The organism is Pseudomonas sp. 9.3L (genome assembly GCF_058536285.1).
Map to the genome: position 1 here is coordinate 334830 of NZ_JBZUBK010000001.1, position 22440 is coordinate 357269.

Below are 22440 nucleotides of genomic sequence, written 5' to 3' on the forward strand. Positions count from 1 at the left end.
TTTGGCGCTGCCGCAAGGGGCTTACAAGCGGTCAGCGCCGATTGGAACTCAATGTCACAAAAATCGAGGTGTGGCCGTCCTGGGCCGCAAACGTTGGCAGAAGCCCAGCCAATGGCTGGGCAGGCCTGGGTTTATTTGAGTTTGAACCGGCGCACCACCGCGATCAGCTTTTCATTCGAGGCGGCCAAGGCCGCAGTGCTCTGTTCGCTCTGGGTGCCGCCTGCCACCAGTTCCTCAACGATCTGCTGCACCGCCACCATGTTGCGATTCACCTCCTCGCTCACTGCGCTTTGCTCTTCCGCCGCCGTGGCGATTTGTGTACTGAGGTCGTTGATGCGCACTACTGAGTCGGCCATGCCGTCCAGGCCCTCATTGACCTTGGCGGTTTTCTCTGCCGTGGCCTGGCAGCTTTGCTTGGTTTTTTCCATGGCCACCACGGCGGCGCCTACCCCTTGCTGCAAACGGGCAAGCATTTCATTGATCTCTGAGGTACTGGCCTGGGTACGCCCTGCCAAGGCGCGTACCTCATCAGCTACCACGGCAAAGCCCCGGCCCTGCTCACCCGCACGCGCTGCTTCGATGGCGGCATTGAGCGCCAGCAGGTTGGTTTGCCCGGCAATTTCTCCGATCACTGCCAGCACCGCGTTGATGCGCTCCGCATCCTGCTCCATGGTCCGTACCTTGGCGGTGGCCAGCTCTACCTCACCGATCAGTTCGCGCACGCTGTTGGAGGCGTCGTCGACCACGACTTTAGAAAGACGGGCGTTTTCATTGGCCGTCTGGGTCATGCTGGCGGTCTGCGCAGCATTGCGCGCTACCTCGTCGGCGGTGGAGCTCATTTCAGTGATGGCGGTAGCGGCTTGATCGGTCTCGCTGGCGTGGCGGGTAAGGATCTGATTAGTCCCCTGAGACTGGCCACGCAACTGGTCCACGCCCTGTGCAATGACGACAGACGAGTCCGACACTTCGGTGAGCAGCGTCTGCAGGTAGATAATGAAGCGGTTGACGGAGTGGCCTACCGCGCCGACTTCATCTTCGGCGCGGATGATGATGCGCTTGGTAAGGTCAGCGTCACCGGCCGACAGCGTATCGATATTGGCCCGAAGCACGGCCAAGCGTTTCATCAGTTGGCGCAACGCGAACACCATGATCAGCGACAGCACGATCACCATGGGCACCTGCAAGGCAGCCAGGGTGGTTAGCACTTTGCTGCTTTGGGCCGTCAACTCTCGGGTTTGCTGAGCCACGGCCATTGACCAGGGCGTACCGGCGATGGGTTGAATGAACAAGCTGTAGGCCTGGCCATCGGCGCCGGTGTAGGTCTGCTGGGTCACGCCGGTGGTGGCAGGCGCTTGCAAGCCCTGCTGCAGTGCCTTGGCGAAGGGGTACTGACCGGCGAGGTCCGAGAGGTTTTTCAGGACGTTATTACCAGGGATCTCAGGCTGGTTGCTGAGAATCTTGCCGTCTTTCTCCACGATCATCAGCAGAGCATGCAGGTCGGCTTCTTTTCGGGCCACCAACTCGTTGAAAAAGCCCAGGGTCACGTCGATGGTAGAGACACCATAGGCCGCGCCATTCTTAGTGATCGCCATGGCACAGTTGGTACGGGGTTCGGGGCTGGCGTCATCCTGATAGGCGTTAGCCCAGTTGCACTGGCCAGCAGGTGCCTTGAGCCCGCCCAGGTACCACGACTGCTCGAAGTAATTCTGAGATTCCGGGGAGTTCCAGTGGGTGTTGACGATCAACTTGCCGCTACTGTCCCGGTGATAGAAGGTGCTGTGCTTGGCCTGCCCTGGGGTGCGTTTATCCGGCAGGGGCCATACGCCGCCGCCAAATACCTTCAGCTCGCCGTACTGGTTGACCATGGCCGGCAATAAGCGGTCGATGTCCTCGCTGCTCAGTTGCGGTACGGTTTCGGTAATGACGCGCTGCTGGGCTTGTACACGGGCCAGTTCGTTCTTGATCACGCTGCCGATCTCGGCGCCTTCGTTTATCAAGCGTCGCTCGTCGGTGGCCGTAAGAGCAGGAGTAACGAATAACTCGATCCCGACGATGGTGAGCAGTGCGATTACCAGGATGAAGCCAACGAACGTAGCGGTATAGCGGGCTTGTATTGTTTTTATCATGGGGCTATCCGGGGAAGGGGCACTGCCAATACGCTGCTATCGGCTGGGGCTGGATTAACCTTAGCCTGTTTTTGGCACGCCATATCTGAACAGCCGTAGCGCCGTAAGCGTTCGGTAAATTCCACCTGCCAACGAATTACAGCGTGATTACTTTTGCTGCTGACCGAGCAATTTCAAGACAGTAACCTGCTCATAATCCCCAGGGTTGCGTACGCATCAATCGCTTCAGCACATACCGTCACTACCCATAGGGTTCTTGCTCTTAGCCTTTACCGCTTCGATCAGGCTGTAGATCTGCGCACTGGCAAGCGCGCCTTGTGAGCCTGTAGCGATGAAGGTTGTGCCTAGCTAAGCCAATTAGAAACCGCCAAGCCCACTAGAATTGGTGCGGTTTTGGCATTTTGGGCCATCTAATCGAAAATTCGACAAGATTGTTCATCAACACCTGAATAAGATGCTATTTCAGAACGCCTCTAAGAGTTTTTCATACAAAAAATGATCGCTACTAGAGTAGACAGCAAGAATAAAATGGATAGCGGCAAAAACTGAGTGCAACACCTGACCTTTCCGGTACGGTATGCCTATGTCCTATCAAGAGCTCAACATCGAAGAACGCGTGACCATCCAAATAGGCACTCTTCAGGGCCTGAGCCTGAGGGCCATTGCCAGGATGCTCGACCGAAGCCCTTCGACCATCAGCCGCGAAGTGCGCCGCAACAGTCTGACCGCTCATCGCTATTCAGCCAGCCAAGCCCAGCAACACATGCGCTCTCGCCGCCAGGTCTGCCGCCCTGCGCTAAAGCTGGTCCCAGGCAGCGACCTGTTCGATCTTGTGGTCTATCTGTTGCGACAACGCTTTTCCCCACAGCAAATTGCAGGCAAGCTCAGGTCCATGGAATTTCCTAACTTTGAAGACACCTTCGTCTGTCGCGAGACCATCTACAACGCCATCTATGCGCTGCCAGTGGGCGAGCTTCGCAAGGAACTGATCATCTGCCTTCGCCAAGGCAACACCACCAGGCGCCCACGGTCTGGCGGTGTTGACCGGCGCGGTCAAATCCCTGATCTGGTCAGCATTCACGTACGACCGCCAGAGGTAGAGGATCGGCAAATGCCGGGCCATTGGGAAGGCGATCTCATAAAGGGCAAGGCCAATGCATCGGCTGTCGGGACCCTGGTGGAGCGAAGTACAGGCTATCTGATGCTGGTCAGGATGAACGATGCGACGGCCACCTCGGCTGTTGAGGGCTTTAGTGCGGCATTGAATCGTATGCCACTGGCGGCGCGTAAAACGCTGACGTATGACAGGGGTCGTGAAATGGCGCGGCACGCTGAAATCACCCAGCGCACTGGCGTGGCGATCTACTTCTGCGACCCGCACAGCCCTTGGCAGCGGGGCAGCAACGAAAACATTAACGGATTGATCCGCCAGTATTTGCCTAAGGGAGCCGATCTGTCAGGTGTAAGTCAGGAGCAACTGGATGCCATTGCGTACCAGTTGAACATCCGTCCGCGTCAGCGATTTGATTACAAATGCCCCATTGAAATGATGACGGCTATGATGGCTAAGCATCACCAGCCCCCCTCCTTAACTCAATAGCTGTGTTGCACTCAGCCTTGGCAACCGCCATGCTAAAAATAAACACTATGCTTTCTGGGCCGGCCAGAATAGAAGTCACGCCTACTATAGCGATTAGCGCTACGTTCGCACTAAACTCCGCCCAAAGTAAAATTTCGGCACTTTCCTGTTCTGTAAATAAGTGCAATAACTGGGTGGAGGCGTATCTGACCAGAAGTATTGCTGATATAGATGCGGAAAAGCAGAAGCTAAGTAAGCCCACGAGATAACTTACCTGGCCCGGGCTCAGCGAAAGCAAGTAAGCTATGGCGCCCATTAAGCATAAGCAAGCCGACAAAAATAATTTATTTGACTTTAGGACAGACCAGTGATGAATAATCGGACCCGTACCTGCATAAGAAAATAGATAGATCCATAAGGACACTGCGGACGCACCTATCCAAGCGCCGGCCTCGGGTAATAGTGAGGCGTCTTTGTGCTTATAGATCAAGCCAATTCCATACATTAATATAATTGATTCAAATATCGTGCCTAGGATATAGCATAACCATAATTTAGGAGCCATTTTAACAGCAATGAAAACAGCTTTGATGCGGTGTGCTACCAATTTTTTTTGGTTGTGAAGGGTTGAACTTGCTTCGCGAAGATCGCTTCGAGCGAGCATGGCCTGAACGCACCGGCAGGTGAATACGAGCAAGAACATAAAACAAAGAGGCTCTACATTGGCCGCGAAGAAATGGGCCGTACCGGCTAGGCACAGCAAAAAGCAAGGAAGACCTAATCGGATTGTGTTAGACGTTTTCAAGCTGTTTATGAAGTCAGCGGGCTTGCCCTCAGCGCAATAGTGCATTGCGCTATAGGCGGGCCTAAAGGCGGATTTCAATAGTCCAGTCCCCATCGCGTCGGGCAGAAACGAGGCGAAAATGAGTAACCAGCCGTAAAAGAAAGACTGGTCTGCGATAGCGACTCCGGAGAAGAACAGGCAGCAGCTTATTGTTTTTAAGGTGAAACCAGCGTGCGTGGCGCGGACAATGCCGAGCCTCGCGACCAGAGTGTATGCTGTTCCAAACTCTATCAAAATAGATATGGCTAGCTGAGAAATAAGTGCATATTCGAGCGCTAGTTGACCTAAGCTAGGTGTGGTGGAAATTATTGCAAGTTCGATAATAGTAACTGTGACGGCTATTGCGAAATAAAGAGCATCAGCACGCGCCACTCGATGGCCTGCGTTCATCTGATAAGCACCTTATAGGTACAGCCAGGCTCGATATCAAGTTGTTGATAGAAAAAAGAGGGCGCGGACGCTCGGCCGTAAAACATCAGCGAAAGATAAAATGAGCTAAGGTCGTAGGGGATCTTGGTCGGTGTATTGAAGTCTGTTGCATTAGATGAGTAACGAAATTCACCTGATCCGTTCCTGAAGTCCTCGTAACAAAGTAGCTCTGTTAAAAATTCACCGTCGAGTCTCTGTATAACTATGGCAGCTCTTTTTACCGATGCTTGATAGAGGTTGGGACAGTCGCTTGCTTCAGCAGGAAACTTGTCAAAAATAGTGCGCCAGAATAATTCGCCGTATATGCTAGATATGAATGGTATTGAGAAAGGCCAGCGTCGATTTATAAAGCGTACAATGTCAATGAATCTACGAGTTGAATCAAAGCGTAAGGTGATGTCGCTGCGGCTAGTTTCTGTATCTTTGCGCGTAAGATTGTCGAAAGAGTAAAAACTTTCGAATCTCCTATACATATCTTCCATTAGTAATATTCTCTTAGGATTGACTGTACTGACAAGAAATTTTGTAGACGAGTACTACTGCTAGCACCTTCCATTTCCAATAAAATATTGTGCGCTGCGTGAGCGTTAATAATGCAGCTTCGCACTATCACCATCATTTCATCGCTATATTTATCAGCATGCTGATCTAGCCAAACCATTACATTATTCCATCGCCAACATTTCATTCCCGACAAGTGGATGGTTTTAATATGTTTCCAGATAGGGTCTTGTTTTGAAGGTACTTGGTGTGAGATATTGTGGATCCTGCAATATCCTAGGTAATGGCCTATATCAAAGGCCATTTGACAGCCTGATGAATCGCAAATCTGCTTGTAGTAATTCCAAAACCCCATTCCAATTTCGCCACTATAGACAGGCGGGTTTTCTACGACCACTGGAATGTCTAACATATCTTGAAGTATAGTCGCGTTAGCCGCTGCGTTATAAAGTGATGCTTCAGAAAATCCTGGGTCTGTTTGGTGCGCACCTAGGAAAATTTTTTGGTACCGCCATAGGCCAAGATCCTCCTCTAAATATATAAATGGGAAGCCGCATAAGTTCTTTTTAAATAATAAAATTTCCTCTGTATCCAGTTCCGCTGAGAGATTAATATCTACAGGATGCACTGCAAGAGAAATCCCATTTGCCGAGGCACGCTCTCCTAACTCAACGTCAAAAAGCTCAAAAAAACGAAGTCCTACGCTGAAGTGCGTAATTGACGAGTCCCATCCTTGACTGAGCTTCTCAGAGTTATCCAGTAGCTCCTTTAGATCTTCTTGACCACCACTAGTGCCTATTCGAATATTGTTATTCACTGGCTACCTCAGCGACTTTTTGCTATCAGTTCACCCCGCCGACCTCCAGACCCGGTGGTAACCTCGCTATAGTCGGAATTAGTCGGGGCCATATCTTCATCTAAGCTTAGGGAAATTAGATAAGCATAGTCTGAGGTATCCAAATCTAGATGCCCGGATGCAGGGTTGCGCGAGAGTGACCACAATACTTTGAATGGTAAATGGAGCAAGTAGACATTCAGAAGTGAATAGTATGCTCGAGTATATTTATTTTTTCCCTCCATTACCCTCATAATGTTCCTCGAAATCGCAGCCTCTAGTCGAGCCAGGTATCTCCTAGCGAAACCATCAATAAAATTACTATAAATCAGTGATACTTCATGATTTTGTATAAAAGCGCGCGATTCAGGTAGCTCGTCGAGAGGTAGAGGGTACCCGAGTCTTAACTCTAATGCTTCTCGCACAGGGGTGCCAGGATACAACATCAGAATATTAAAATAGTGATCTAGGGACTCATGCTCAGTAAGGCCGGCACGGAGTATAAATAGCAGGTTCTCTAGAATTTCTCTTGGATTCTGATCGTGATAAAACATTATGAAATCAAGACCCAGCGAAATCCCGTTATTGTGAAGCGCCCGAACGGCTGAAATGTTTTTATCAACCGTGATTTTCTTGTTCATATAATCCAGTTGAGTCTGAGATCCAGACTCGATTCCTAATTCTACAAGTCTGAGCCCTTGAGTAACTAAAGTAGGCAGATTGTCTTCAATTTTTAGAAGGTATTCGACAGTGGAGGAGCTACTCCAGGTAACTTTGCCATTGAATAAGTTATACAGCCCCTCGGAGAATTCCAATACACGTTCTTTACGAACAAAGAAATTAGCATCCATCATATATACATGTTCAAAGCTATAGGTGCGCGCGGCGTGCTCTAGCCAAGATAATAATGTATTTGCTTCCGTAGCTCGCCATTTTGGACCTTCTTGATCGGCTGCTACAATTGCACAGAACGAGCAAGCTAATGGACAGCCTCTGCTAATGGTTAATGCTATCGCTCGCCTACGTATGCCGTCTCTTCTATCAGTGTAGTAAAGAGATTGGATATCACTGGATTGATAATCGAGTAGTGGATTTTCCCATTCACAGGCCGGAACTTGGTTTTTGAATTTGTAACTTGTGCAGCATGACCCGTGCATGTTTATCCACATGGCATTGGGAATCATATGGAAATCTAGTTGGTCTTTAAGGCTCTGGTCACAACGATGTTCAGCTGGATCCCGAGCCTGCATAAGTTTTTCCGAAAGCTGTTGGGTCAGCGATAGTGTAGAGTATTCCCCTTCTCCTATAAGGGCGAGACTGTAGACATTATCGGCGTACCTAAGAAATGACTCGGCAGCCAAGCTAATATGAGGGCCGCCGCAGAAGATGAATGTGTTGGCTAGGTGAGCCGAGACGGTCTTGGCCCATAGTTTTGCAGCCACTACGTTGCTACTGTATACCGAGAAGCCGACCATTTGCGGTTCCCAAGCTATCAGGTTGGCTAGCTGGTTAACATCAGAAACTTGAAGCTCGGAGTAGTCAAATATCTTTATATCTATAACAGAACTGTGCCTTTTCACATAGGCAGAAATATTCTGCAATCCCAGGGGCATTATTTTTTGTGGCCCTTCCCCGTAGGGAAGAGCAACTAAAGCGAGTCGAATTTTTATCTGCGTCGCACTACTGTTAGGTTGATGGGCGAGAGATAAATTTGATTTTCCTTTTCTCATAGCTGTCGGGTCCTTCTTGGACAGTTGCCGGTTCAAAAAAATCAGGGAACCTGTTTAAAATTTCTTTCGCTACGCTTTCGTCTGAGAATGAGGATAAGTACCAGGCCTTATTTAGTTTTAAAAGCCCACTTCCGTTATGGAAAAATACTAGCCCTAAATCTTCAAGTATCCAAACCCCAGGCCTTATTTTTTGATAGTGCATATCACCACCCATTTATGCAGCGGGCCCGACTTATGCCGGGCCGCTGTTGTCCTAAAACTCTGGGGCCGTTTTTCCTGCAACGGCTTCGTAATCGGTAAGTACTACTGGAGTGAATACTGGCGAGGTGCTTGCATTCTCCTCAATAAGGTCCATATCTTCGAGCTTCATTTCTTTTTTTTCATTCATGTGTGTACCCTCGATTGTCAATCCAGCCCAGGATTAGGCTGGTTTGAAATTTGAACGCTAGTCCTTGAGAATCAAAAATTTTAATTCCAAGTGCCGGGTTTAGTGTTCTGATGGAGGTGCCTAGCTATATCCAACTAAGGCCTATCCACTTGCCGCTAGCGAGATGACCATCATCTGCATAGTCGCACCGCTATGGTGCTAGCGCCTCATCGACACCGATAATTTTTAGTGCTTGCCTGTTGAATACTTGTGGTCTCGCTCGATCAAGATCTGCTCCATGATCGCTCTATCAGCAACCTCCTTCATTTCTCCGATGGGTGATCTTCCTTGCACACTAGTTATAAACCTAATCATGAATAGCTGAAGTGAAAATTCGTAGGTAAAAGTTCTGATAATGCTGTAGGAAAAATCTGCCCAGTCGAAAAGCTCGTTGATATTTCAAGACTTTTTATTTCCTCTCGATCTCACGCGCATTGGTTGACCGCCCCCTATGAACGCTACTCGCTCCAGCTCGTAAGTGAGGTAAGTCAGGAGAATCAGGAAAGCTGCGTTTGAGGAACGTATGCGGAAGGTCAGACACTTCGTCCAGCAGCAGTCTTCAAGAGAGTTTTAGCCCTAGCCCACCCAACGAGCCGTTGCGTGCGTTATGTGGCGCAGGCCTAGCTATAGAGGCTTGCGCGTCTCCATAGCAGGAGGTCGCCATGCCTTTTTGCGTAAGGCCGTAATCTAGTGGGCAGGTCGCGGCCGCGAGTCATCTACACGAAGCGTGCTCCTGTAGAGCACGTGAAGCGCACACAGAGATTTCAAGTGCTCGCCGTGTGCCCAAGCTGCCGGCTTTCCAGCTAACAGATGACCTTCAATTACTCGACAACCGATCCCCTTTCGCAAACCGCCACGTCCTCACAATCTCCAGCCGGTCGATGTCCGAGAGGTCGCCGGTAAAGGGTGCAAAAGGCGCGGTGAGGCGGATGATCCGCTTGGCGGCTTCATCCAGCAGGGGCTGGCCCGAGGATTCCAGAATCAGCACTTCATACAGCGAGCCATCCCGGTTGATGGACACCAACATGCGCAGGCTGCCGTAGATCTGCTGGCGGCGGGCTTCTTCGGGGTAGTTGAGGTTGCCGATGCGCTCTACCTTCTTGCGCCAATCCTCTTTGTACCAGGCGCCCTTGTCGCGCATGGTCGAGGCGGCGCTCAAGCGATAGATACGCGGGCGCTTGGCATAGGCCTGCTGTTCGTTGGACAGCTCGGCTTCAAGGCTGGCGATTTCGCTGGATAACTGCGCGCTGTCGAAATCCGGCGTGGCAGCCTTGGGCTTTACGTCCACAGGTTGCTTTTGTGGGCGTGCATCGACCTTGGTGGCCTGGGGTGCGGTGGTCGCCACCGCCTTGGTGGTTTGGGGGGCCTGTTCACGTACCGGCCGTGGCGCCGGGGGTGGCGTAACGCGGTTGATCTGCTCGCTTTGGAATGGCGCCACCTCGGTGGTCTTGGGTACCGCCGCGTGATCCAGCGTGCCGCTGCCTTGCTGGTTGTTCTGGGCAATGAAGTCCGCGCGCTCTGGCGCCTTGTCACTTTTGAAAGTGGACAAGGTCACCTCCAACGTGGTGCTCACCTCTGGCGGCGGTGCCATGCTGAAGCTGACACCCAGGATTACCGCCAGGTGCAGCAAGGCTGCAACGACCAAGGCAAAGCCCAATCGGTCCGATGGGCGAACCGAGGCGGGGGCGAATTTCGAGAAGTCGGTAAAGCTGGTCATCGGGTACCTGGCACCCTACCAAAGGGGTGTGTGGCTGCGATTGGCGGGGGATAATACCTCAAAACACCCGGCGCGGCTGTGATCAGCGCCGGGAGGGCCATGAGTGGTTAAGCCCGAGCCTCTAACGTGCGGGCAATGGCATCCATCAGCAGGCCGCCGATGTCGGTGCCGTACGCGGCGTCTATCTCACGCGCGCAGGTAGGGCTGGTGACGTTGATTTCGGTAAGGTATTCGCCAATCACATCCAGCCCCACGAACATCAGGCCTTTTTCGCGCAGGCTTGGGCCTACCTGGGCGGCAATCCAGCGGTCGTGGTCCGTCAGGGGGCGTGCTTCGCCTCGGCCACCGGCTGCCAGGTTACCCCGTGTCTCACCCGCTGCCGGAATGCGCGCCAGGCAATAATCCACGGGCTCGCCGTCGATCATCAGAATGCGCTTGTCACCTTCGAGGATGGCCGGGATATATGCCTGCGCCATGATCTGGTGGGTGCCATGAACCGTCAGTGTTTCCAGAATGACTGACAGGTTGGGGTCGCCTGGGCGGTGACGGAAGATGGACGCACCGCCCATTTCATCCAGCGGCTTGAGGATCACGTCGCCGTGCTCGGCCACGAAGTCGCGGATAATGTCCTGGCGACGGCTAACCAGTGTAGGCGGATTGCACTGCGGGAATTGCGTGGCGAACAGCTTTTCGTTGCAGTCACGCAGGCTTTGCGGCTTGTTGACCACCAGCACGCCGGCCCGCTCGGCTTGTTCCAGGAAGTAGGTGGCGTACACGAACTCAATGTTGAAGGGCGGGTCCTTGCGCATCAGGATCACGTCCAGGTCTTGCAGCGCGATGTCCTCAGGGGCATCCAGGGTGTACCACCGCTGGGGGTCGGCAAACACCTTCAGCCCGCAGGCCTTCGCGCGTGGCTGGCCGTTGGCCTGGTAGAGGTCTGGTAACTCCATGTAGGTCAATTCCCAGCCACGGGCCTGGGCGGCCAGCAGCAGCGCCAGAGACGTGTCCTTTTTATAGGCGATGCGTGAAATAGGGTCCATGACGATGCCGACGCGGATGGGCATGGTGGTGTGTCTCCAGACAAAGGGGCAGGCAATAATGGCCATCAGGGTGGCCCGGCGCGGGCTTGTGGTCAAGGTCGCGCGCCTCGGCCCGGCGTGGAAGCAGTCACCGGAGTGTGCTACAAAGCGTCGAGGAACAGCTTCCGGGCCCTGTTCGCCTAGCCAGGCGCAGCTGGGCCTGCCTGCCGACGTACACCGAACGAGCAACCATGGAACAGCATTCGCGGGCCTTGAAGGTCATGGTGGTAGACGACTCCAAGACCATCCGCCACACCGCCGAAACCCTGCTGGGGCAGGCCGGTTGCCAGGTCTTGACCGCCGTTGACGGTTTCGAGGCCTTGGCCTTGCTGGCCGATCATCAGCCGGCCGTGGTGTTCATCGATGTCATGATGCCGCGCCTCGATGGCTACCAGGCCTGCCAGTTGATCAAACAGAACCCTCGCTTTGCAGGAACTTCAGTGATAATGCTGTCGTCCCGCGAGGGGCTGTTCGACAGGGCGCGCGCGCGCGCCGTTGGCGCCGATCGCTTCTTGACCAAGCCGTTCGACCGGGCGTCGCTGTTAGCGGCAATCCACGCCGAAGCTCCCGAATTCCAACCCTGGCCGCCTACCACTGCGCCCCTTTTTCAACCGAATGAGAACCCGCATGGCTCGAATCCTGATCATTGATGACTCCATGACCGAACTGGAAAAGCTAGCTGGCTTGCTGAAGCGGTATAACTACGAGGTACTCAAGGCCCGCAATGGCGCCGATGGCGTGGCCCTGGCCCGTCAGGAAAAGCCCGATGCGGTGCTGATGGACATCGTCATGCCCGGCCTCAATGGTTTCCAGGCTACTCGCCAGCTCACTAAGGATGAAGCAACTGCGGGTATCCCCATCATCATCCTCACCAGCAAAGACCAGGAAACAGACAAGGTGTGGGGTGAGCGTCAGGGTGCGCGGGCGTACCTGACCAAGCCGTTCGAAGAAAGCAAGCTAATCGCCGCGCTCGAAAGCGTTCTGGCGCACTGACGGTACCATGAACACTGCGTACACCGCGTTTGAGCTGCTGTTGGCCATGGACCAGCGTTGCCGTGCCTATGCTGCCGAGTTGCCTGTGCAACCCAACGAAGCCCAAGCCTGGAGCGGCATCAGTTTTCGCATGGGAAACGGCTGGTTCGTAGCCCCCATGAGCGAAGTGGCAGAGGTACTGCCAGAGCCGCGCATGACGCGTATTCCAAGGGTCAAGCCCTGGGTGCTGGGGGTTGCCAATCTACGCGGGCGTTTGTTGCCGGTCATGAACCTTTCAGGGTATTTCGGCGCAGCGTTGTCGAGCCATCGCCGTCAACGCCGCGTGTTAGTGATCGACCATGATGAAGTCTTTATCGGCCTGCTGGTGGATGAAGCCCCCGGCTTGCAGCATTTTCCGCTGTCAGACCTGGCAACGGTGCGCCCCGAAAACCTGGACGACGCCCTCGCGCCTTTTGTGGGTGGGTACTTTTTCGATGAGCGTGAGTGGACGGTCTTCAGCCCCATCGCGTTAGTGACGGCAACGGAGTTTCTGGATGTGGCGGCATGACACCTGACGAGGCACATGGACTGCGCAATAGCGCTGGCGCTGGCGGCACCGTGCAGGGCTCGCGTAGCACCGCTCAAATCGCTGGCTTGTTCGTCGCTCTGGTGGTCCTGATCATCCTGCTGTTCGCCAATTTTGCTTACCTCAATACCCAGGCCAACCACGATAAACAGTACATCGGTCATGCAGGTGAACTGCGTGTGGTGTCTCAGCGCATCGCCAAGAATGCCACCGAGGCCGCGGCGGGCAAGGGTGATGCCTTTCATGCACTCACCAATGCACGCAATGAATTTGACCGTCGCTGGCGTTATTTGACTGAAGGTGACGTGCCCACCGGCCTGCCGCCGGCGCCCCCAGCCGTGCAGGCCCAGATGCTTGCCGTACAGCATGATTGGGAACGCCTGCGTAAAAGCGCCGACGCGATTCTGGCCAGTGAGCAGACTGTGCTGTCGCTGCATCAGGTCGCGGCAACCTTGGCTGAGACCGTGCCACAGTTGCAGCTTGAGTCCGAAAAGGTCGTGGACAGCCTGTTGCGCCGAGGCGCGCCCGCCGATCAGGTCGCGGTCGCTCAGCGCCAGTCACTGCTTGCCGAGCGCATCCTGGGGTCGGTCAACATCGTTCTGGCGGGTGATGAAAACGCAGCACGGGCGGCTGAGGCCTTTGGGCGAGACGCCAACCGCTTTGGCGTGGTCCTCAATGGCATGCTTAACGGCAGCGCCACCCAGGGGATCCGCCGGGTAGAAGACCCACAGGCCCGTGCCCGGCTTCAGGAAATCGCCGAGTTGTTCGCGTTCGTGTCCGGCTCTGTGGACGAAATCCTTGAAACCTCACCCGCACTGTTCAAGGTACGGGCAGCGGCTACAGAGATCTTCAAGCTGTCGCAGACCCTGCTTGACGAGGCATCGCGTCTCGCTGATGGCTTCGAAGACCTGGCCACCGGGCGTACGCTGGATGTGGTAGGTGGGTACGTACTGGGTTTGCTAGCGTTGGCCTGCATCATCTTGATGGCCATGGTCATGGTGCGCGAGACCAATCGCCGGTTACGCGAGACGGCCGAAAAAAGCGAGCGCAACCAGCATGCAATCATGCGCCTGCTCGATGAAATCGAAGGTTTGGCCACGGGAGACCTGACGGTAACGGCATCGGTCACCGAAGACTTCACCGGCACCATCGCGGATTCGATCAATTATTCCATTGACCAACTGCGCGACTTGGTCGCAACTATCAACCGTGCCGCTGAGCGTGTTGCCATGGCCGTGCAGCACACACAAGGTACGGCAGGCCAGTTGGCCAAGGCGTCCGAGCATCAGGCGCAACAGATCAGCGAAGCCTCTCGCGCTATCAGCGACATGGCGCAGTCCATCGATCATGTGTCTTCCAATGCCTATGAGTCCGCGAAAGTGGCGGAGCGCTCGGTGGGCATCGCCAATAAAGGCAGCAAGGTGGTGCACAACACGATTCAAGGCATGGACGTGATCAGGTTCCAGATTCAGGACACCTCCAAGCGGATCAAGCGCCTGGGTGAGTCCTCCCAGGAAATCGGCGATATCGTAGGCTTGATCGACGATATTGCCGAACAAACCAACATACTGGCGCTCAACGCCGCGATCCAGGCTTCCATGGCCGGCGAGGCAGGGCGAGGGTTCGCGGTAGTGGCCGACGAAGTACAACGCCTGGCCGAACGCTCTTCGGCCGCCACCCGGCAGATAGAAATGCTGGTACGTGCGATCCAGGCCGACACCAACGAGGCGGTGATGTCCATGGAGCAGACCACGTATGAAGTGGTCCGAGGCGCGCATTTGGCACAAGACGCCGGCGTGGCTTTGGAAGAGATCGAAGGCGTCTCCCAAGACCTTGCGGCGTTGATTCAGCGGATTTCCAACGCCGCGCAGCAGCAAACCTCCTCGGCGGGTCAGATTTCTCACACCATGGCGGTGATTCAGGAAATCACCACACAGACCTCCTCTGACTCTACGGCGGCGGCGGAAAGCATGGGTAACCTGGCACAAATGGCCAGCGAAATGCGGCGGTCGGTGTCGGGCTTCACATTACCTGCCACCGATGCCGATTGAGGCCGCGATGAAACTCGACCGAGAAGGGCGCGCGGACGTAGTGGGCCTGCATTGGTTGCGCCCCGAGCTGACCGCTACCTTGGCCCAGGCGCGGCAGGCCCTGGATACCGCCTCTCCTTCAGGCCTTCATACCTGTGCGCAGGCCTTGCACACCGTAGTGGCGGTGCTAGGGTTCGTGAACTTCCCCGGTGCCATGCGCCTGGCTACCGACCTTGAACGCCTGGCCAACCTGCCCAGGCCATCTCCCGCAGCGGTCGATGCCCTGCGTCACCTGCTTGACCGCCTGCCGGGCTATCTGGAGCGGGTGGCCACGGCCCGTTATGACCTGCCCTCCCTGCTACAGCCCTGGCTGAACGAAACCTGTGCCGCCCTTGGCGAGCCGCCACTGTCGAGTGCTGATCTCGCTGAGCTGGTGGGCCAGCCGCTGCCGGAGGCACCCACACGCAGCATGCCGGCCGTTACCCCGGACCGCGCCGGCCTGGGGCCTCTGATCGGCGCCTTGTGCGAGGAGCTGGTGCGCAACAAGGCGCGGCTGGACCAGTACCTTCAGGGTGACACCCGCGACCGTACGAGCCTGGCCACTATCGGGCATTCGCTACGTCGCATTGCCGATGCCCTGGCGGTATTAGGCTTCCAGCAACCCCGACGGGCGATCCTCGATCAGATGAGCGCTATCCAGGCATGGGCTGCGGGTGCCGACTACCTCGACGAAGCGGCAGTGCTGGATGCCGGAGGTGCGCTGTTGTACGTCGAAAGCACGCTGGCAGGCATGGTAGGCCCGGAAGACTCAGTGCCAGGCGCAGCGCAAATCGCTGCCGCCGAGCTTGAGCGCATTCATCACTTGGCAATCGAAGAGGCGCTGACGGCGCTGGAGCGCATCGAGCAGTCCATCAGTGAATGCCTGGACGGCGGCTGGGTACTGGCGCCCTTGGCCTCCATACCGGGACAGTTGGCAGAGTTGCGTGGCGCATTGGCCATGGTGCGCCCCGAAGCCCTGCTCACGCTGCTCGACGCCTTGGACCAGTACGTACATGAGCGCTTGCTTCAAGAGCGCCAACCGCCAGCACCGCACGTGTTGGAAACCCTGGCCGATGCCCTCTGTGCCATTGAGTGGATGCTGCGACGCTGGATGGTAGACCCGCGTGAAGCGGAAGAGGCCTTGCTGGCCAGCGCGCGCCATGCCCTGGATGGCCTTGCGCTGAAGCGTTTGCCCCTACAGCCTGTCAATGCTCAGGTAGCCACAGCCCCCACTGCGCCTGCAGACGTGGCAGTGGATGGGCAATTGCTCGATATCTTCCACCAGGAGGCATGTGCCTATCTGGACACGCTGCGGGGCTTTATTGAACAGGCCACACCGCCTGCTGCTGTGACGGACGCCTTGCAGCGAGCACTGCATACGCTAAAAGGCAGCGCGTTCATGGCTGGCGTGAACAGCGTAGGCGAGCTTGCCGCTGTCGTGTATCGGCTGAGCAAAGAGTACCGGGCCCGTGAGTGGACATTCGGCCCTGCAGAGCTTGGTGTGCTGCGGCAGGCGTTAAACGCATTGGTGCCCGCGCTGGCGCAGGTTGCACAGCACAGGCTTGCGCCTATCGAAGGGGTGGCAGCGTTGGCCAGCCAAGTGGATACCCTGCTGGTGAGCTCAGAGGGCGACGACGCCAACGCCGGCTCCGTTCGAAGTGCCAGGGCCGGCTTGCTCACTGAAGGTATCGACTACCTGGATCAGGCCCAGGCAGCCCTGGCTCAGTGGCAGCGCACGCCTGCCGACCTGCACACGCTGCCCGCGCTACTAGAAGCGCTCGATGAGTTGGGGCAGTACGTACACCTGGCTGATTTGCCTGCCATGGATGCCCTGTGCGAGGCCCTGCTGGATGTCTATGGCGCCGTCGATGAGGCCAGCCTGGCAGCCTCAACCGCCTTGCTAGCCGATGCCGAGCACGCCCAGGATGCCCTCTTTGACATGTTCGACGAGCTGGCCGCCGGGCAGGAAGTCACGCCCCACGCTGAGGCGCTGCACCGCCTGCAAGGCTGGCTTGAAAGCGCTTTGGCGCCTGATGCGTTCGGGGCGCCTACGGCCGCAGCCCACCCATGGTCGACGTTGACGCCGCCTGTGACAGTGCCCGAGGTGTCTGAGGGCAGGGCTGAGTTGGTCGCGTTTTTCCTGGATGAAGCCAGTGACCTGTTGGAAAGCGCGGACGAAGCACTGCGGGTCTGGCTACTGGACCCTCACCGGGACAGCGCGTTGGTGGCCCTGGAGCGAGACCTGTTCACCCTCGCCGGTGGGGCGCGCCTGGCAGGGTTACGAGAGTTGGCTGATTTTGGTGAGGCCCTCGGGGCCTTCTATGGCCGCTTACACGACAACCCCCACGAAGCGAGCCGTGCCCGTCAGGCCCATGAGCGCCTGCACCAGTGGCTTGCTGAGCTGGGCGAGCCAGCTTCAGGGAGCAGCCTTGGGCAGCCCGCCGCTGACAGTCATGCCCACTGGCTAGCCGAGCTGAACGCGCCTTTTTCTACACTGATTACCGAGGTTATTCCGGCGCAGGAAGCCGACGCCCAGGCTCGCGAACGCGAGCTGCTGCAAGTGTTCCTCGATGAGGGCGCGGACCTGATCGAAAGTGCTGGCGCCGCCTTGGCTCGCTGGCAGGCAGAGCCGGCCAATAGCCTGGAGGTGGAGAACCTGCTGCGCGACCTGCATACCCTCAAGGGTGGTGCGCGGATGGCCGAGGTAGGGCCGGTGGGCGACTTGGCGCACGAGCTCGAAACCCTGTACGAGCGCCTGTCGGCAGGGGAAATACAGGCTGCGCCCGCGTTGTTCAAGCTCTTGCACCGGGGGCACGACCGCCTGGCCTTGATGCTCGATGCCGCGCGTTCCGGCGACCCGGTCCCTGTGGATGACATGCTGTTGCGTACTGTGCAGGGGTATGGAGGGCAGACCTTGCCACCGCTGCGCGAACCTGCGCGCGCAACCGCCGCCGACCAGTTGCCAGCGGCCGAGCGTGGCGGTGGCGATCAGGTCAAGGTCGCGGCGCAGACCCTGGAAGACTTGGCTAATCTGGCCGGCGAAGCCTCGATCACGCGCGGGCGTATCGAGCAGCAAGTGAACGACGGGCAAACGGCGCTGCTGGAAATGGAAACCACGCTCACCCGTATGCGTGACCAGCTCATGCGCCTGGACAGTGAAACCGTACAGCCACCAGCGGGCCGGCCACCGCAAGCGCTGCTGGAGGAGGGTTTCGATCCTCTAGAGCTGGAGCGTCAGACGCAGTTGCGCGAACTTGGGCGGGCCTTGCTTGAAGCAGTGTCGGACCTGTCTGATCTCAAAGACACCCTGGCGGCCCGTAACCAAGAGGCGCAGGCGCTGCTTGCGCAGCAGGCGCGTATCTGTTCGGGGTTGCAGGAAGGCGTGATGCGCACCCGCATGGTGCCGTTCTCACGGGTATTGCCGCGATTGCAACGTATCGTGCGCCAAGTGGCCGACGAGTTGGGCAAGGACGTCGCCTTCGAGACGAGCGACACCGAGGTGGAAATGGACCGCACCGTGCTGGAGCGGATGATCGCGCCCTTGGAACACATGCTGCGCAACGCCATCGACCACGGCCTGGAGAGCACCGCAGCCCGTGTGGCAGCAGGCAAGCCGGAGCGCGGCCTGGTCACGCTACGCGTCGCTCATGAGGGTGGCGAGATCGTGATCGAGATGAGCGACGACGGCGCCGGCATACCGTTGCAAGCGGTGCGTGACAAGGCCATCAAGCGTGGCCTGCTGAGCCCTGACAACGACCTGCGCGACCATGACGTGCTGCAGTTCATCCTTCAGCCTGGATTCTCCACTGCCCAGAAGATTACCCAGATTTCAGGGCGTGGTCTGGGCATGGACGTGGTGCATGAAGAGGTGAAGCAACTGGGTGGCAGCATGGTGATCGACAGCCACGCAGGGAGCGGCGCACGGTTTCTGATTCATTTGCCGTTTAGTGTGTCCATCAACCAGGCGCTGGTCGTGCAATGTGGGGAGCAGTTGTTCGCGGTACCGCTTAACAGCGTGGAGGGCATCGTACGGGTGGCGCCGGAAACCCTTGAGGCCGCCTACGCCACACGCCTGCCTCGTTATCGCTACGCCCAATTGTCTTACGACCTGCGCTACCTGGGCGAAGTATTAGGGGTAGCGCCACGGCCCGACCAGCTCGAAAGCAACGTGGCGCAACCGCTGCTGCTGATACGCGCGCCCGACCACCAAGTGGCGTTGCACGTGGATGCGCTGGCAGGCTCTCGGGAGATTGTGGTGAAAAGCCTGGGGCCTCAGTTTGCCTCGGTGCCGGGCTTGGCAGGTGCGACTATTCTGGGCGATGGCCAAGTGGTGATGATTATCGACCCGTTGGCGCAGATCCGTGCGGCCCACGCTCGACTGGATGCGGCCATCATGCCCATCACGCGCTTCGGTCCGATTCAGGCCAAGCCGCTGTTGGTGATGGTAGTCGACGACTCTGTCACGGTGCGCAAGGTCACCAGCCGCCTGCTTGAGCGTCACGGCGTACGGGTGATTACTGCCCGCGATGGGGTAGAGGCATTGCAAGGCTTGGCCGAGCACCAGCCGGACGTGCTGCTGGTCGACATCGAGATGCCGCGCATGGACGGTTTTGAACTGGTAGGGCGGCTGCGCGCCGACCCACGACTGGCCACCATCCCGGTCATCATGATTACGTCACGCACAGGGGATAAGCACCGCCAACGTGCGATGGCGTTGGGGGTAAGCGAGTTCTTGGGCAAGCCTTACCAAGAGTCGCAGTTGCTTCACCTGATTCGGTTCTGGAGCAGTAAGCATGCCTGAGCGCACGTTTTCCCGCCGTGACTCCCTCAGCGCATTGCTGTTGCCCCTGGCAAACAGCCAGTTGGTGGTGCCTGACGTGGCAGTGGCCGAGCTGATCGGTTATCACACCGGCATCCCTGTAGCCACTAGCGCCCCATGGGATTTAGGGGATGTAGCGTGGCGGGGGCGCCAGGTGCCCCTGGTTAGCTTCGAGGGCGCATGTGGTCAGCCGTTGCCTCGGGGCGAGCGGGTGCGGATTGCGGTCATGCACGGCATCGGTGAGCGCCTGCGGTTTTTTGCCTTGGTGATTCAAGGCATCCCCCGTACCGTGCGGCTGGATAGCCAACTCAGCTATATCGATGTTCCGCTGGCATCGCTCGAGCTGGCGGGCGTCATGATAGGCCAGGAGGTAGCGCGCATACCAAACCTGGAAAAGCTAGCCGAAGGCCTCGTACAGGCGCGGCTCAATGCGCGCTGAAATCGCCCCATAGCTGTTGTGCCACGGCCAGCGCAACGACTGGAGCGGTTTCCGTTCGCAGTACCCTCGGGCCAAGCCGCGCTGCTTGAAACCCTTCCTGTTGTGCCCGGGCCACTTCCGTATCGCTCAAGCCGCCCTCGGGCCCGATCAAAAAAGCCAGGGAAGCAGGTGCGGCATGGCTGGTGAGCGGTGCGGCCACAGGGTGCAGCACCAGCTTGAGAGCAGCGGTGCACTGAGCCAGCCAGTCAGCAAGCAACAAAGGCGGATGGATAATCGGCACTCTGGACCGCCCGCTTTGTTCACAGGCGCTTATTGCCACTTGACGCCAATGCGCCAGGCGCTTGTCAGCACGCTCATCCTTGAGGCGAACCTCACAGCGCTCGCTGATGATAGGCGTCAACTCGCTCACCCCCAGCTCGGTTGCCTTTTGAATGGCCCAGTCCATGCGCTCGCCCCTGGACAGCCCCTGGCCCAGATGAATAGGCAAGGTGCTTTCCGGTAGGCCGTCCAGCACCTCCTCTACCTGCACGCTCAAGGCTTTTTTGCCTACGTGGAGGAGGGTGGCCCTGTATTCCTGGCCTAGCCCATTGAAGAGCTGCACCTGGTCACCTTCGGCCAAGCGCAGCACGCGGCCTATGTAATGCGCCTGGGTCTCAGGCAGTTGATGCTCGCCGAGGGCCAGCGGTAGGTCGACGAAAAAGCGAGAAAGTCTCATGGGCCAGCAACGCCAAAATAAGGATGAGAGGTAAGGCCTGTCAGCCCGGGTCACGGAAGTTGGGGTGCCTATCCACCGCGACGCTCACCGGCGCACGGTCTTGGGTCGCGATATCAATGCCTTCGGTAGCCACCTGCGCCAGGAAGTCGATTTGGTCAGGCGTAATGACGTAGGGTGGCAGGAAGTACACCACACTGCCCAACGGGCGCAGCAAGGCACCGCGCGACAGCGCATGTTGAAACACCTGCAGGCCTCGCCGTTCCTGCCAGGGGTAGGCTTCGCGGCTTGCCTTGTCACGTACCATCTCGATGGCCAGTACCATGCCGGTTTGGCGTACTTCAGCCACATGCGGGTGGTCTGCCAAATGCGCGGTGGCCGTGGCCATGCGGGTGGCCAGTGCGCGATTGCGTTCAATCACGTCATCCTGCTCGAAGATGTCCAGGGTCGCCAAGGCGGCTGCACAGGCCAGGGGGTTGCCCGTATAACTGTGCGAATGCAGGAAGGCGCGCAAGGTGGAGTAGTCGTCGTAGAACGCCTCGTACACGTCCTGCGTGGTTAAGCAGGCGGCCAAGGGGAGGTACCCGCCGGTGAGTGCCTTGGATAAACACAGAAAATCTGGGCGGATGCCTGCCTGCTCGCAGGCGAACATCGTGCCGGTGCGGCCAAAGCCTACTGCGATTTCATCGTGTATCAGGTGCACGCCATAGCGGTCGCACGCCTCACGTAGCAATGTGAGGTACACCGGATGGTACATGCGCATGCCACCGGCGCCTTGAATCAACGGCTCGATGATAACGGCGGCGATACTGCCGTGGTGCTCGGCGAGTGTCTGCTCCATGGCGGCAAACAGGGTGCGCGAGTGCGCTTCCCAGCTCACGCCCTCCGGCCGCAGGTAGCAATCGGGGCTTGGCACTTTGAAGGTGTCGAGCAGCAATGCCTTATAGGTTTCAGTAAACAAGGGCACATCGCCTACAGACATCGCCGCGATGGTCTCGCCGTGGTAACTGTTGGTCAGGGTGACGAAGCGTTTCTTGTTCGGTTGGCCACGGTTGAGCCAATAGTGAAAGCTCATCTTCAACGCCACTTCGATGCACGATGAGCCGTTGTCGGCGTAAAACACCCGGTCCAGGCCGTCAGGTGTGATAGCCACCAGGCGTTCGGATAACTCGATTACCGGTGAATGGCTGAAACCGGCCAGAATCACGTGTTCAAGTTGATCCACCTGATCTTTGATCCGCTGATTGATACGCGGATTGGCGTGGCCAAACACATTCACCCACCACGAACTGACCGCGTCCAGGTAGCGCTTGCCATCGAAGTCTTCCAGCCACACGCCTTCGCCCCGCTTGATAGGGACGAGGGGAAGGCGCTCATGGTCTTTCATCTGCGTACAGGGGTGCCATAACACCGCCAGGTCACGGTCCATCCAATACTGGTTCTGGCTCATGTAAAGGCTCCGGCACGGCCCGCAGGCCGGTGAAAAGAGCGCAAGCCTATGCAATGCGTGGCTGGCAGACAACCCGAAATACACTTCGACCCGACGGGCACGCCCCGTAGCCTTAGAACGTGGCCC

General features: G+C 57.1%; 16 protein-coding genes and 1 pseudogene. 7 read left to right on the forward strand and 10 right to left on the reverse strand.

Annotation, left to right across the window (positions count from 1 at the left end; all coding sequences use genetic code 11):
- Positions 1-131: 131 nt before the first annotated feature.
- The gene (locus AC4LE2_RS01510) at positions 132-839 is read right to left on the reverse strand and encodes a methyl-accepting chemotaxis protein (RefSeq protein ID WP_491828023.1); all 708 of its coding nucleotides are present in this window, start codon (positions 837-839) and stop codon (positions 132-134) included.
- 153 nt (positions 840-992) lie between these two features.
- Positions 993-2126 (reverse strand): annotated as a pseudogene (locus tag AC4LE2_RS01515) (HAMP domain-containing protein); the annotation flags it as partial.
- Between the two features lie 583 nt (positions 2127-2709).
- Here AC4LE2_RS01515 and AC4LE2_RS01520 point away from each other — a divergent pair.
- Positions 2710-3726 (forward strand): IS30 family transposase, encoded by a 1017-nt coding sequence (locus AC4LE2_RS01520; RefSeq protein ID WP_491823487.1) that lies wholly within the window; start codon positions 2710-2712, stop codon positions 3724-3726.
- On the opposite strand, the gene AC4LE2_RS01525 is transcribed toward AC4LE2_RS01520, so the two are convergent.
- From AC4LE2_RS01525 to gshB, 6 genes are all read right to left on the reverse strand, one after another.
- Entirely contained in the window at positions 3692-4939 is a 1248-nt protein-coding gene (locus AC4LE2_RS01525) for a hypothetical protein (protein ID WP_491823666.1), read from the reverse strand. The genes AC4LE2_RS01520 and AC4LE2_RS01525 overlap by 35 nt on opposite strands.
- 520 nt (positions 4940-5459) lie before the next feature.
- On the reverse strand, positions 5460-6296 hold the full coding sequence (locus tag AC4LE2_RS01530; protein ID WP_491823668.1) for a multinuclear nonheme iron-dependent oxidase: 837 nt from the start codon (positions 6294-6296) through the stop codon (positions 5460-5462).
- Between the two features lie 8 nt (positions 6297-6304).
- Positions 6305-8044, reverse strand: a complete 1740-nt coding sequence (locus AC4LE2_RS01535; RefSeq protein ID WP_491823669.1) for a B12-binding domain-containing radical SAM protein — start codon at positions 8042-8044, stop codon at positions 6305-6307.
- Between the two features lie 253 nt (positions 8045-8297).
- Positions 8298-8432 carry a hypothetical protein gene (locus tag AC4LE2_RS01540; protein WP_491823671.1) on the reverse strand — a complete coding sequence of 45 codons (135 nt, stop codon included), beginning with the start codon at positions 8430-8432 and terminating at the stop codon, positions 8298-8300.
- Positions 8433-9288: 856 nt separating this feature from the next.
- A complete protein-coding gene (locus AC4LE2_RS01545) occupies positions 9289-10188 on the reverse strand; it encodes a TonB family protein (RefSeq protein ID WP_491823673.1) in 900 nt (299 codons plus the stop codon).
- A gap of 107 nt (positions 10189-10295) precedes the next feature.
- On the reverse strand, positions 10296-11252 hold the full coding sequence (gene gshB / locus AC4LE2_RS01550; protein ID WP_491828024.1) for a glutathione synthase: 957 nt from the start codon (positions 11250-11252) through the stop codon (positions 10296-10298).
- A gap of 206 nt (positions 11253-11458) precedes the next feature.
- On the opposite strand from gshB, the gene AC4LE2_RS01555 reads away from it, so the two are divergent.
- Genes AC4LE2_RS01555 through AC4LE2_RS01580 form a run of 6 tightly spaced genes read left to right on the forward strand, consistent with a single transcriptional unit; the run spans position 11459 to position 20152 of the window.
- Positions 11459-11917, forward strand: coding sequence for a response regulator (locus AC4LE2_RS01555; protein WP_491823675.1), 459 nt, complete (start codon positions 11459-11461; stop codon positions 11915-11917).
- Positions 11895-12260, forward strand: coding sequence for a twitching motility response regulator PilH (gene pilH, locus AC4LE2_RS01560; protein WP_491823677.1), 366 nt, complete (start codon positions 11895-11897; stop codon positions 12258-12260). Before AC4LE2_RS01555 ends, pilH begins: the two co-directional genes overlap by 23 nt.
- Positions 12261-12267: 7 nt before the next feature.
- Entirely contained in the window at positions 12268-12807 is a 540-nt protein-coding gene (locus tag AC4LE2_RS01565) for a chemotaxis protein CheW (protein WP_491823679.1), read from the forward strand.
- Positions 12804-14876 (forward strand): methyl-accepting chemotaxis protein, encoded by a 2073-nt coding sequence (locus AC4LE2_RS01570; protein WP_491823681.1) that lies wholly within the window; start codon positions 12804-12806, stop codon positions 14874-14876. Before AC4LE2_RS01565 ends, AC4LE2_RS01570 begins: the two co-directional genes overlap by 4 nt.
- Positions 14877-14883: 7 nt before the next feature.
- The gene (locus AC4LE2_RS01575; protein WP_491823682.1) at positions 14884-19695 is read left to right on the forward strand and encodes an Hpt domain-containing protein; all 4812 of its coding nucleotides are present in this window, start codon (positions 14884-14886) and stop codon (positions 19693-19695) included.
- Positions 19688-20152 (forward strand): chemotaxis protein CheW, encoded by a 465-nt coding sequence (locus AC4LE2_RS01580; RefSeq protein ID WP_491823684.1) that lies wholly within the window; start codon positions 19688-19690, stop codon positions 20150-20152. Before AC4LE2_RS01575 ends, AC4LE2_RS01580 begins: the two co-directional genes overlap by 8 nt.
- Here AC4LE2_RS01580 and AC4LE2_RS01585 read toward each other — a convergent pair.
- Positions 20139-20867, reverse strand: a complete 729-nt coding sequence (locus AC4LE2_RS01585) for a 16S rRNA (uracil(1498)-N(3))-methyltransferase (RefSeq protein ID WP_491823685.1) — start codon at positions 20865-20867, stop codon at positions 20139-20141. The two genes, AC4LE2_RS01580 and AC4LE2_RS01585, sit on opposite strands and share 14 nt — an antisense overlap.
- A 40-nt stretch (positions 20868-20907) precedes the next feature.
- Positions 20908-22314, reverse strand: a complete 1407-nt coding sequence (locus AC4LE2_RS01590; RefSeq protein WP_491823687.1) for an adenosylmethionine--8-amino-7-oxononanoate transaminase — start codon at positions 22312-22314, stop codon at positions 20908-20910.
- Positions 22315-22440 lie beyond the last annotated feature (126 nt).

Bases quoted from the DNA above. Each gene is read 5' to 3' on its own strand.
- AC4LE2_RS01510 (WP_491828023.1), bottom strand. From the start codon at position 839: ATGAGCTCCACCGCCGACGAGGTAGCGCGCAATGCTGCGCAGACCGCC.
- AC4LE2_RS01520 (WP_491823487.1), top strand. From the start codon at position 2,710: ATGTCCTATCAAGAGCTCAACATCGAAGAACGCGTGACCATCCAAATA.
- AC4LE2_RS01525 (WP_491823666.1), bottom strand. From the start codon at position 4,939: ATGAACGCAGGCCATCGAGTGGCGCGTGCTGATGCTCTTTATTTCGCA.
- AC4LE2_RS01535 (WP_491823669.1), bottom strand. From the start codon at position 8,044: ATGAGAAAAGGAAAATCAAATTTATCTCTCGCCCATCAACCTAACAGT.
- AC4LE2_RS01540 (WP_491823671.1), bottom strand. From the start codon at position 8,432: ATGAATGAAAAAAAAGAAATGAAGCTCGAAGATATGGACCTTATTGAG.
- AC4LE2_RS01545 (WP_491823673.1), bottom strand. From the start codon at position 10,188: ATGACCAGCTTTACCGACTTCTCGAAATTCGCCCCCGCCTCGGTTCGC.
- gshB (WP_491828024.1), bottom strand. From the start codon at position 11,252: ATGCCCATCCGCGTCGGCATCGTCATGGACCCTATTTCACGCATCGCC.
- AC4LE2_RS01555 (WP_491823675.1), top strand. From the start codon at position 11,459: ATGGAACAGCATTCGCGGGCCTTGAAGGTCATGGTGGTAGACGACTCC.
- pilH (WP_491823677.1), top strand. From the start codon at position 11,895: ATGGCTCGAATCCTGATCATTGATGACTCCATGACCGAACTGGAAAAG.
- AC4LE2_RS01565 (WP_491823679.1), top strand. From the start codon at position 12,268: ATGAACACTGCGTACACCGCGTTTGAGCTGCTGTTGGCCATGGACCAG.
- AC4LE2_RS01570 (WP_491823681.1), top strand. From the start codon at position 12,804: ATGACACCTGACGAGGCACATGGACTGCGCAATAGCGCTGGCGCTGGC.
- AC4LE2_RS01575 (WP_491823682.1), top strand. From the start codon at position 14,884: ATGAAACTCGACCGAGAAGGGCGCGCGGACGTAGTGGGCCTGCATTGG.
- AC4LE2_RS01580 (WP_491823684.1), top strand. From the start codon at position 19,688: ATGCCTGAGCGCACGTTTTCCCGCCGTGACTCCCTCAGCGCATTGCTG.
- AC4LE2_RS01585 (WP_491823685.1), bottom strand. From the start codon at position 20,867: ATGAGACTTTCTCGCTTTTTCGTCGACCTACCGCTGGCCCTCGGCGAG.
- AC4LE2_RS01590 (WP_491823687.1), bottom strand. From the start codon at position 22,314: ATGAGCCAGAACCAGTATTGGATGGACCGTGACCTGGCGGTGTTATGG.